Annotated in this window: 8 protein-coding genes and 1 pseudogene; all 9 read right to left on the bottom strand. The window is 72.2% G+C overall.

Annotated features, from left to right (window positions below; genetic code table 11):
• A pseudogene (locus EAO75_RS03905) lies at window positions 1-860 on the bottom strand (hypothetical protein); the annotation flags it as partial.
• A gap of 59 nt (window positions 861-919) precedes the next feature.
• Entirely contained in the window at window positions 920-2,629 is a 1,710-nt protein-coding gene (locus EAO75_RS03900) for a DUF3492 domain-containing protein (RefSeq protein ID WP_261989139.1), read from the bottom strand.
• 213 nt (window positions 2,630-2,842) lie between these two features.
• Window positions 2,843-4,813, bottom strand: coding sequence for a dipeptide ABC transporter ATP-binding protein (locus EAO75_RS47005; protein ID WP_147994277.1), 1,971 nt, complete (start codon window positions 4,811-4,813; stop codon window positions 2,843-2,845).
• 113 nt (window positions 4,814-4,926) lie between these two features.
• Window positions 4,927-5,925 (bottom strand): ABC transporter permease, encoded by a 999-nt coding sequence (locus EAO75_RS03890; RefSeq protein WP_147993581.1) that lies wholly within the window; start codon window positions 5,923-5,925, stop codon window positions 4,927-4,929.
• Window positions 5,922-6,926 (bottom strand): ABC transporter permease, encoded by a 1,005-nt coding sequence (locus tag EAO75_RS03885; protein ID WP_147993580.1) that lies wholly within the window; start codon window positions 6,924-6,926, stop codon window positions 5,922-5,924. The genes EAO75_RS03890 and EAO75_RS03885 overlap by 4 nt, the downstream gene beginning before the upstream one ends.
• A gap of 23 nt (window positions 6,927-6,949) precedes the next feature.
• Window positions 6,950-8,668 (bottom strand): ABC transporter substrate-binding protein, encoded by a 1,719-nt coding sequence (locus EAO75_RS03880; protein ID WP_147993579.1) that lies wholly within the window; start codon window positions 8,666-8,668, stop codon window positions 6,950-6,952.
• 218 nt (window positions 8,669-8,886) lie between these two features.
• On the bottom strand, window positions 8,887-8,979 hold the full coding sequence (locus tag EAO75_RS48190; protein ID WP_315986987.1) for an Ms4533A family Cys-rich leader peptide: 93 nt from the start codon (window positions 8,977-8,979) through the stop codon (window positions 8,887-8,889).
• Window positions 8,980-9,035: 56 nt separating this feature from the next.
• A complete protein-coding gene (locus EAO75_RS03875; protein ID WP_187284296.1) occupies window positions 9,036-10,094 on the bottom strand; it encodes a DUF3152 domain-containing protein in 1,059 nt (352 codons plus the stop codon).
• Between the two features lie 474 nt (window positions 10,095-10,568).
• Window positions 10,569-11,594 carry an alpha/beta fold hydrolase gene (locus EAO75_RS03870; RefSeq protein ID WP_147993577.1) on the bottom strand — a complete coding sequence of 342 codons (1,026 nt, stop codon included), beginning with the start codon at window positions 11,592-11,594 and terminating at the stop codon, window positions 10,569-10,571.
• Window positions 11,595-11,704: the final 110 nt, after the last annotated feature.

Below are 11,704 nucleotides of genomic sequence, written 5' to 3'. Positions count from 1 at the left end.
TCGGCGACGCCGGTGGGGAGGGCGTCGGGGCCACCGGCTGCGGCTGTCTGGAGCAGGCCGTCGCCGAGGAGGGCGTAGGCGAGGAGCCAGCTGATCCGGGTGGCCGTCGGGGGTGTGGCGTGCTGTGTGGACAGGGGACCTCGGGCCAGGGCTGCGCGCAGGGCGAGGGTCACGGCGAGGGCTCCCACGGCGGCCGCGATGAGGCGGTTCTGGCCGTGAGTGAGGTGCATGCCGATCACGGCCGCCGCGCAGAGTGCTCCGGGGAGGAGCGTGAGGACCACCCAGTCGGCTCGTGCGCGGGGCTTGGCGAGGGGCCTGGCGCTCGGGGGTGCTTCCGCGTCCCGGGACGTCCGGGCGTACATCTCCTCCGCCAGCGAGAAGACGTCCCGGTGCAGGAAGCGGGCCGCCGTGCGGTCGGTGACGCCGTGGGCTTCGAGGCCGGCCGCGATCTCCAGCGGATCCACCGCGCGTTCGCACAGGTCGCGGTGGCGGTGCATCAGGGCCTTGACCGGGTCGGCGCCGCCTCGGCGGGTGGGGCGGGGGACCGCGGTCGGGTCCTCGCCGGCCGACGGCGACGGAGACGTGGACACCGACGCCGACGCCGACGCCGACGCCGACGGAGAATCGGCCGCGTCGTGCCGTACGGACGCGTCCGCCGTGAGCCACTCCTCCGACCGTTCGTCCCACGCTCCGGCGCCGGTCGGGGTGGCGGGGCGATCGAGTCCGGCCAGGCCGCTCATCGTGCCGCGGGCCTCGCCCGGGCCGCTCATCGTGCCGCCGGCCTCGCCCGGGCCGCTCACAGCGCCTCCCGCGTCACGCACGCCACTCATCACGCCCTCCGCGTCACCAAGGCCGCTCATCACGCCTCCCGGGTCGCCCAGGCCACTCCCCGCGCGCTCGTCGCCACGGCCCGAGCCCCTCACCGCGCCCCCTCCGTCGCAGGAAGAGCCGTGGCCCGTACGGGAGCTCCCGGCGGCCGGTGCGGGCCGCCGCGGGCCGCGAGGCCGGGCGTTCGCTCGGTCCAGCGGCCGGGGACATGGGCCTCGGCCGGGACGGCGAAGGGCAGAGGTTCACCGGCCTCGTCGAGGACGACGCGGCGGACCGGAGTGCGCGAGACGATCTCCAGGTAAATGCCGTGAAATGCTGCGATGTTCTGCTCGACGGTGAACAGTTCGAGCGCACGGGCACGCGCGGCCGCACCCAGGCGCTCACGGCGCTCGGGGTCGCGCAACAGCGCAACGCAGGCCTCCGCGAGCGCCCGCGGATTACGCGGCGGTACGACGAGCCCGGTGCCGCCGATGACCTCGACCACCGCGCCGACGTCGGTGGACACCGTCGCGCGACCGCAGAGCATGGCCTCGACGAGACCGATGGGGAAGCCCTCGACGACGCTGGACAGGACGGTCACCGCACCCGAGGCGTACGCGTCGGCCAGGGTCGGGGTCTCCGGGGCGCCGATCTCCTCGAAGGAGACCGGGTTGTCACCGACCCGGTGCGGGCCCTCCGCCTCGTCGGGGAAGAGCTGCGCGGCCAGTGCCTTGCAGTGGCCGAGGTAGTCGGCGCCCTCGGAGCCCGAGGGGGTGCCGACGATCCGCAGGCGGGTCTTCGGCTCCTCCTTGCGGACCTCGGCGAAGGCGTGCAGCAACGACACCAGGTCCTTGGTGGGTTCGACGCGGCCGACCCACACCAGCGAGTCCGGGTCCGCGCACTGCGGGCTCTCGCCGACCTCCGCGAATCGGGAGGGGTCCATGCCGGGGTAGACGGTGCGGAGCTTCTCGCGGTCGGCGCCGCAGCGCTCCTGCCAGCGGCGGGCGTGACCGTTGCCGGGCGTGATGGCGGCGGCCCGCGCGTAGGTCTCGGCGGCGAGCCTGCCGTGGAAGGCGGCGAGCAGGGACCGCACGGCCGGCGAGGAGTCGGGGGCGGCCAGGTAGTGCGTACGCAGCCGCACGCCGTACTCGGTCAGCAGCAGCGGTACGTCGCAGAAGTGCTGCGCGAGCAGACCGGGCAGGGCCGCGGGACCGCCGGAGGTGGCGTGGCACAGGTCGGCCGAGCCCAGGCCGTCGTCCTCGTACCAGTCGAGCGAGAGGGGGCGCAGGGCGCGTTCCAAATGCGCGGCGACGGCCAGCAGATCGGGTACACGCGCCTCGCGCGCCGTGCGCAGGGCACCCCGGGCCCGGCAGGCGCGTTCCAGGGCGTGTACGGCGGTCTCGGAGCGGAGCGCTCCCACCAGGCCGCCCTCGTCGCGGGCGAGTTCGGCAAGCCCGTACAGCGCGTTGGCGAAACGGTCCGCCTCAGTGGCCGACGCGCCCTCGGAAGCTTCGGCCGGATCCATGGCGCCGCCCGCGCAGAGCACGGCCGCCAACTCGCCGTAGCAGTCGGCGAACCGTCGGCGGGCGCGGCGGCCGTGGCTCACGCCGTCGTCCTCGGCCGTCCACAGCGGCGCCGTGCGCACCCGGCTGACGTGCGCCGGCAGCGGGACCCAGCCCTCGTCCTCCTGGCGCTCGCTGTGGCTGAACGCGTAGATGTCGAACTCGTGCTGGCCGAGCCCGCGGACGAGCCGGTCGCACCAGAGCCTGGCGTCACCGCTCACATACGGATAGCCGCCCTCCGCAATCAGTCCGATGCGCACGAGTACACCCCCGATCTCCCATAAGGGGAGCCGCCGTTCCCCCGGCGGCTCGCAGCGGGACGAACGTATGCGGACAAGGCGGTGGCGCGACGGACGGTTGTCCATCGCGCCACCAAAAGGGGTGAACGGTCGTAACTTTCCCGTGCGGGTCGCGTTCCGTCGCGCTAGGAGTTCAAATGCGCACGGATCGTCACACCTGAACGGCCGGGAGGATCACATCGCGGCCAACTCCCGCCGTGCGGCCCGCCGCTGGGCCGCGATCTGCGGATCGAGCGCGGGTACGGCGGCCAGGAGCTGCTTGGTGTACGGGTCCTGCGGGTTGTCGTACACCTCGTCGGCGGGCCCCGACTCTACGATTCGCCCGCGCCGCATCACCGCGACCCGGTCGCTGACCTGGCGTACCACGGCCAGGTCGTGCGCGACGAAGACGAGCGCGAGGCCGAGCTCGCGCTGCAACTCGCCCAGCAGCGCGACGACCTGGGCCTGGGTGGTGACGTCCAGTGCGGAGACGGGCTCGTCGCAGACGATGACGCGCGGATCGGCGGCGAGCGCCCGAGCGATGCCGACGCGCTGGCGCTGGCCGCCGCTGAACTCGTGGGGGTAGCGGTCGTAGTGCGCGCCTTCGAGCCCCACGCGCTCCAGCAGCTCCCGCACGCGCCCCCGGATGCGCCCTTCGTCGCTCCCCCGCTCTCGGCTTCGCTCGCGCGGGGGGACCCGCATTCCCCGCGCGCGGAGCGGGTCGGCGATCGACTCGCCCACGCTGCGGCGGGGGTTGAGGGAGGAGACCGGGTCCTGGAAGACCATCTGCACGGCCGGATCCACGCCCACGCGCGCGTGCCCGTCGTAGCGGACCTCCCCCGCCGTCGGCTCCAGGAGGCCGACCAGCATGCGCCCCAGGGTCGTCTTGCCGCTGCCGCTCTCCCCGACGATGCCGAGGGTCTCGCCGCGGTGGATGGTCAGCGACCGGGTCGCGGTGATGCGGCGCGGGCGAATCGTAGAGTCGGGGCCCGCCGACGAGGTGTACGACAACCCGCAGGACCCGTACACGCCCGAGCCCCTCACCGCGCCCCCTCCGTCGCAGGAAGAGCCGTGGCCCGTACGGGAGCTCCCGGCGGCCGGTGCGCCCACTTCCTCGCCGTACGGGCCCGCCACAAAGTCTCCGCCAGCCGAGCCCTGAAGGATTTCGCCGCCTCGGCGAAGCCCCTGATCCTGGCCACGCTCGCCCTCTACCTCGCCGCCCTCGCGGCCCTTCTCGCCCTGACCTCCACCGCCCTCGACGCCAGCCGAGCCCTCGACCTCCGCCGGGCCCTCGACGTCAGCCAAGTCCCCGACCACAGCCGAACCCTCGACCACAGCCGAACCCTCGACCTCCGCCGATCCCTCGACCTGCCCCGACCCCCGCGACGCCCCACGGGCAGCGCGCGGCGCGTCCACGCGCGGGACCGCGCCCAGCAGGTCGCGTGTGTACGACTGCGTCGGCGCTCCCAGGACGTCGGCGACCGGCCCGTGTTCCACCGCCCGGCCGTGCCGCATCACCAGCACCTCGTCGACGCTCTCGGCGGCGACTCCCACGTCGTGGGTGACGAGGAGGAGGCCCATGCCGGAGTCCTCGCGGAGCGTGTGCAGGAGGTCGAGGATCTGGGCCTGGACGGTCACATCGAGCGCCGTCGTCGGCTCGTCGGCGATCAGCAGGTCGGGCTCGCAGGCCAGCGCCATGGCGATGAGCGCGCGCTGGCGCATACCGCCGCTGAACTCGTGCGGGCGGGACCGGGATCGCCGCGGCGCGTCCGCGATGCCGACCCGGTCCAGCACCTCCACCGCACGCGCGCGTGCCGCTCGCCGCGAGGCACGCGAGTGCACGCGGTACACCTCGGCGATCTGGTCGCCGATCGCGTAGTACGGGTCCAGGGACGACAGCGGATCCTGGAACACCATCGCGGCCTTGCCACCGCGCAGCCGCCGCAGTGCCTCCTCCGACGCGTTCCGTACGTCGACACCCGCCACCTCGATGGCACCGCCGACCCGCGCGCCCGTGCCCCGGTGCAGCCCGAGCAGGGCGGAGGCGACCGTGGACTTGCCCGAGCCGGACTCGCCGACGAGGGCGAGGGCCGCGCCCCGCTCCAGCCGGAAGGAGAGCCCGTCGACGGCGCGCAGCTCACCGAACTCAACCGTCAGGTCGCTCACTTCGACGAGCCCGTGCGAAGAGCCCCGCCCGCCCTGCGAGGGGATCTCCTCGGCCTTCTCGGCCTTCTCGGCCTTCTCGGCCCTCTCGGCCTTCTCGGCCCTCTCGACCTCGCTCATGTCAGTACCACCCGTCGATCGGCCACCGCGTACAGCACGTCCGCCACGGCGTTGGCGAGGACCACGAAGAAGCCGGTCACCAGCACCATCCCGACGACCACCGGCAGGTCGACGACCTTGACCGCCTCGACCAGCTCCTGGCCGATGCCGGGCAGCCCGAACAGCGTCTCGGTGAGTACGGCGCCGCCGAACAGGACGCCGATGTTGTTGGCGTTCACGGCGATGAGCGGGGCCACCGCGCCGCGCAGGGCGTGCCGCCAGATGATCGCCCGCTCCGTGACGCCGTAGGCCCGGAAGGTGCGCACATGGTCCTCGGCGAGGGTCTCCAGCATGGCGGCGCGGGTCAGCCGGGAGTACGTGGCGGACTCGATGAGCGCGAGCGACAGCCAGGGCAGGAGCAGGTTCCAGGCCCACTGTTCGGGGTCGTCGGTGAAGGCGACGTACTGCGGGAAGGGCAGCAGCTCCAGTTGTCCGCAGACGACGATCATCAGGACGAGTCCGATGACGAAGACGGGCGTGGACATGCCCGCGAGGGTGAGCGTGGTCAGCAGCCGCTCGGTGAGCCGGCCGCGCCGCCACACCGACAGCACCCCGCTGCCCACGCCGATGACCAGCCACAGCACCATGGCGCCGAGCGCGAGCGACGCCGTGACCGGCAGCTTCGCCAGGATCAGCGTCGTGACCTGCTGGTCGCTCTGGTACGACAGCCCGAGGCAGGGTGCCGAGCAGTGCTGGACCGAGGTGCCGGTCGAGTAGTCCTGACCGGCGACCAGGCCCTGCAGGAAGTGCCAGTAGCGCTCGTACAGCGGGTCGTTCAGATGCAGTTGCTCGGCGACCTGCTGCACCTGGGCCGGTGAGCAGCGCGGGCCGCAGGTGATCTGGGCGACGTTGCCGGGGGTGACGTAGAAGACGACGTAGATGATCACCGAGAGCGCGAGGAGGGTGACCACGGCGCCGGCCGCGCGGCGCAGTATGAAACCGCCGAAGCCGGTCACGACGCCTCCCCCTTGGCCTCCTGCTTGCGGCCCGTGCCGACGCGCAGCCGGGAGGCCGCGCGCGGGTCGAGGGCCGTGCGCACGCCGTCGCCGAGCACGGTGAGGGCGAGGACGGTCGCGAACAGCGCGCCGGCGGGCAGCAGCAGGTACTGCGGGGCCGCCTGGTACCAGACGTCCGCGGAGGTGAGCATCTGTCCCCAGGAGGGCGTCGGCGGCTTCACGCCCACGCCGAGGAAGGACAGGGCGGCCTCGACGGTGATGTTCGTCGGGACGAGGATCGCCGCGAACGTGATGACGGGCGCCGCGAGGCCGGGCAGCAGCTCGCGGCGGGCGATCCGGACCGTGCCCCAGCCGCTGAGCCGGGCGGCGGCGACGTAGTCGAGCTCCTTGAGGGTGAGCGTCTGCGCGCGCACCATCTTGGCGAGCGTGGCCCAGCCGGAGACCAGCCCGACGACCAGGGCCACCAGGACCGGGCGCGGGAAGCTCGTGGGCACGATGGCGAGCAGGGCGAGCGCGACGACCATCAGCGGCATCGCAACGAAGATGTCGGCGATCCGGGTCAGGAGGAGGTCGACCCAGCGGCTGCCCAGCCCGGCCGCGACGCCGATGACGACGCCCAGCAGGAGCTGCACGACGGTCGCCGCGAGCGCGACACCGAGCGACACGCGCGCGCCGTACACGAGCCGCGCGAACAGGTCCCGCCCGGTCTGCGGTTCGACGCCGAGCCAGTGCTCGGCGCTCACTCCGCCGAACGACCCGATGGGCACGCCCCCGCGCGCGGAGTCCACCAGGGACGGGTGGTACGTGGTCGGGTCCTGGCCCTCGATCGCGGTGAGCAGCGGTGCGGCGAGCGCGACCAGGACGAGCAGCGCGACGACGACCGCCGCGACGAGGGCGGCGCGCTGCGTCCGCAGCCGCCGCCAGAACTGACGGGCCCCCGAGGCCCCCGGGGCGGCGGTGTCCGCCCCGGGGGCCTGGGAGGTCAAGAGAGCCTCGCTCATGATGACTTGACCGGATCCGTCGCCTACTTGACCGCGACCTGGGAGATGTCCAGGACGCCGGTCCAGTCGCTGATCACGACGTTCTTGATGTCCTTGCCGTAGAGCCGCTTGTAGACGGGGTGGAACAGGGGCACGGTCAGCGCCTGCTCACCGATCTTCTGGTCCAGCGCGCCCCACCGCTTCGCGGCGGCGTCCAGATCGGTCAGCTTGTTGATCGCGTCGATCTCGGAGTTGACCGACTTGTCGTCGAGCAGTCCCGTGTTGAAGTTCGCGCCGTCCTTGACGATCTGCCGGCCGTCGAAGATCGGGGCGAGGAAGGGACCGCCGGAGGGCCAGTCGGCACCCCAGTGCGCGAGGAAGAAGCCGGGCTCGGTCTTCACGCTGTGGATCTTGTCGGAGTAGTCGTTCTCCTCAAGACCCTGGAGCTTGACGGTGACGCCGGCCTTCTTCAGCGCGTCCTGGATCGCGGTCGCGATCTCGGGGCTGGTCTCGAAGTCCTTGGCGTTGGAGTGGGTCAGGGTGACGGTGAGCCCGTTCGCGTGGCCGGCCTCCTTCAGCAGCTCCTTGGCCTTGGCGGGGTCACCGGCCTTCCCCGCCGGGAAGTGGTCGTAGGGCGTGTAACCGAAGGACTTCTGGTCCGGCAGGAAGGTGGTGGCGCTCTCGGCCAGCGCGGAGCCGCCGGCGGCGTTGACCACGGAAGAGCGGTCGATGGCGTACGAGATCGCCTGGCGCACCTTGGGGTTGTCGAACGGCTTGATCGTCGGGTTGAACGCGATGTAGTTGGTGTAGCCGAAGTGCCCGGTGCCCACGCGAGCGGCGAGTTCCTTGTCGCCGGTCACCTTCGCGAGCTCGGCCGGCCCGAGGTTGGTGTCCGTGGTGACCGCCGCGCCGTCCGCGCCCTGGGACGCCGACAGCCGCTGGTTGATCACGGACGAGTCGAGTCCGGACCGTACGTCGACCTTGTCGGGGTAGGCCTTGCGCTCGGCGTCCGTCGACGCGGACCAGTGCGTGTTGCGCTCCAGGACGAGCCGCTCACCGTCGTTCTCGTTCGTCACGACCTTGTACGGCCCCGACGAGACCGGGTGCTGCTCGTACTTCGTGCCGGTGTCCTTGGCCTTCGGCACGGGCGTGAACTGGGTCTGCGTGGCGAGGTAGGGGAACTCGCCCTCGGGCTTGTTCAGATGGAAGACGATCGTCCGCGCGTTCGGCGTCTCGATCGCCGACAGGCCCTTCTTGTCCTTGTACGGCCCCTGGTAGTCGGCCGCGCCGACCAGCCAGTCCCGCAAGTAGGGGGCGCCGCCGGACAGTTCGGGCGCGAAGGAGCGCTCGATGCCGTACTTGATGTCGGCCGAGGTGATCGCCGTGCCGTCCTCGTACTTCAGGCCCTCCTTGAGGGTGTACGTCCACACCGTGGCGTCCTTGTTCGGGCGCCCGGTGTCGGTGGCGAGGTCGGGGACGACCTCGGCGCCGGCCTCGCCGTTCTCGCGGTTGCGGGTGGTGAGGGTGCGGAAGACGAGGGAGGGGACGTTGCCGCCGCCGGAGGTGTAGAGGCGGGCGGGGTCGAAGTCCTGCTGCGGGTTGGAGTTCAGGACCGTGAGCGTGCCGCCCTTGTGGGGCGTGGAGTCGCCGCCGGCACCCTTGGCATCGTTGTCCTCAGGCCCGCAGGCGACGGCGCCCGCTGCCACGACCAGGCTGACGGATGCCGCGGCCACGCGGCGCGCTATGACGGACGGTTGACGCATCGGAGACGACCTCTCGGATTGATGGATCTCGCATCCGGTCCCGCACGGGGTGTATCGGATCCACAGCGGATCTCGAAGTGCGAGACGGAATGACGCGGAGTGAGACGAAGATGAGCAGACGTCTGCCCCGGCGCCAGGTCGTCGAAGGCCGTGACCGGTCACGGGACCGATTCACGAAAGGGAGAAGAGATCGCGACGCGAACGCCTGAGGGCGGGCGTCAGCGACAGTGAATGTCGGCCACGCACAAAGCGGTCACGCCGATGAGCGCCAGCTCGATGGCGGCGCAAGAGGAGGCGTGACGGGTCGACATGTACAGAAATATGGATGATCTCGCTGCACATGTCAATGTGACGTAGGAGTCACCCGTCAACTCCCGGGATACGCCCAGGCGTTGGCGCGGCAGTGGATCCCGTCGTGGTCGAGGAACTTGGTCTGCTGCTGCATGACCGGGGCGAGCTCGCCGTCCTTGTCGCAGGTGACATGGCCGAAGCCGAGCCGGTGACCGACCTCGTGATTGATCAGCATCTGCCGGTACTCGTATATGCGGTCGCCGTACGTCTCGGACCCCTGCGCCCACCGGTAGGCGTTGATCATCACGCGCTCGGTGGCGGCCGAGTCGCACGACACGTTGTCCTCGGCGGTGTCGAGTCCGGACTTGGCGCACCAGTCGGCCGTGGTGCCGGGGCTGGCCAGCGTGATCACGAAGTCGGGCTTGCCGGTGTATATGCGCTCGAAGGTGCGCGCGCCGTTGTGGGCCCAGCTCCGGTCGTCGTTGAGGGTCTTCTGCACGGCCGCGGCGAAGAGCTCGCCGTCCAGCCCGAGCCCCTGCTCCACGTCCACGCGATAGGTGAACTTCTGCCCCTTGCCCGGCGCCTTGTCGACCCCCTTGACCGCGTCGAACTTCCCCGACCCCTTGAGGGTCGCGCCGAGCGGGTAGGTCACGGCCATCTTCTGGGCGTACGTCAGCGGGGCCGCGCCCGGCGCGTCGGACGGCGTCGGCCGCCCGTCCCCGCGCGAGGCCGGGTCCCGGGCGTCCCGCGCCTGGTCGGTGGCGGACTGCGACTGTGTGTCGCCGTCGTCCCGCCCCTTGACGACCTGACCGGCGACGACGACCGCCAGCACGGTGACGACGGCGGCCGCGGCGATGCCGGTGAAGGCCCGCCCCTTGCCACCCTGCGCCGGTACGGGCACGCCGGTCGGCGGGGCGTCGTCGTCGACGTCGGTACCGGTCCTGGTGTACCGGTCGGCGACGGAGGCGTACGGGTCGGAGGCGTGCGCGCTCTCGGTCGTCCGGGGTGCGAAGACGTCGACGTCCTCGTCGAAGGCATTGACGTAGTCCTGCCGGAGCCCTTCGGACCCCGGTGCCTGCCGGGGGCGCGGCAGGGGGACGCCGGCGCGTGGAGTCCCGCTGCTGCCGGACGGCACTCCCGCGATGATGGAGTACCCGGAGGTCGTCGCTCACGCGTTCCGCGAACTCCTCGTGGGCCGGGGTGCCGTCGGGGAACCTGGGAAAGCCGTGCGCGGGCGTGCCGTCGGGAAGCCTCGGGGTCCCGTGAACGGGAGTGCCGTCCGGCAGCCTCGGGAAGCCGTGCGCGGGAGTGCCGTCCGGCAGCAGCGGGACTCCACGCGCCGGCGTCCCGTCGGGGAAGCCCTGCCCCCCGGGCGCCGCCCCCGGCATCCCCTGCCGTACGGGCGCGCCTCCCTGCCGTGCTCCCGGAACCCGAACGGGCCCCGCGCCCGGCACGGACGCCCCGCGCTGACCCGGAACCGGCACGGACGCCCCCCGCTGCCCCGCCCCCGTCTCCGGCTGCGCTCCCCGAGTGCCCTGTCGTGCAGCTGTGTCCGTTGTGTCGCGTTTGGCGGCCGGCCCGCGGCGGCTGTGACGTCCCACGTCCCGCCTCAGCTCCCCGCGCTCTCGGCTGCGACCCCGCCGGCATCGGCGGCCTCCCCGCGCGAGCCCGGGGCGGCCGACTGCCCCGTCTCCACGAGGAGTTCGCGGAACGCGTGAGCGACGACCTCCGGGTACTCCATCATCGCCACGTGCCCGGCATCCGGCAGGCTCAGCAGGCGGGAGTCGCGGAAGCTGCGCGCGGCCTTCTCGCTCATGCGGTGACCCACGAGCTGGTCCCGGCCGCCGTAGATGAGCAGCGTCGGCGCGAGCACTCGCTCGGCCTGGCGCCACAGCGCATGCTGGCCGCCGAGTGTGTAGGCGTTGACGAGCCCGCGCGCGGAACGCGTCATCGCGTCCCAGAAGTACGGCAGCTGGAGCCGGCGCTCCATCTCCTCGACCGCGTTGCGGAATGCTTCCGGCGTCGCCCGCCGGGGGTCGCCGTAGCAGAGGTGCATCACGCCGCGGACCCGCTGCTCGGCCGTCCACCCCCGGGTGAGGCGGGTGAAGAGCGCGGTCACTCCGGGCACCGCGAGCAGACCGGTGGGCACGGCGGTGCGCTGGACGCGGATCTCCGGCAGCGCGGGCGACACGAGCGTGAGCGTACGGATGAGGTCGGGACGCACGGCGGCGACGCGTGTGGTGACGGCGCCGCCGAGCGAGTTGCCGAAGAGGTGCACCGGGCCGCGGTCGGAGGCGTCGAGATAGCGGATCACCGCGCGTGCGTGCGCGGTGATCGAGTAGTCGCCGTCGTCCGGTGGTGGCGAGTCGCCGAAGCCCGGCAGGTCGACGGCCTCGCAGTCGACGTCGCCCTCCAGCTGATGCATCAGCGCCGACCAGTTCTGCGAGGAACCGCCGAGTCCATGGACGTAGAGCGCGGGCGCCAGCCCCTCGCGCACGGGCGGTCTCGCCCGTACCGTCAGCGTGATCCCCGGCAGTCCGACCGATCGCAGCCGCTCACCCTCCGCGACCCGGACGGTCGCCACCTTGGGGAGCGCGCTGGCGGCCGGCGCGGACGGGAACTCGGTCGAAGACATGCGGCAATGTTACGAGACGATCACGCAGTGGTTCATGTGTTCGCCGTCACAAGTCGACACGTACATGGCAGAAATCGGCCGGGAACCGGACCTGAGCACCCCCCGGACCG

Origin of the sequence: Streptomyces sp. UW30 (genome assembly GCF_008042075.1) — a bacterium.
Classification (GTDB): Bacteria; Actinomycetota; Actinomycetes; order Streptomycetales; family Streptomycetaceae; genus Streptomyces.
Note: the sequence above shows the minus strand (reverse complement) of the source record. Positions and strands in the feature narration are given on the sequence as shown.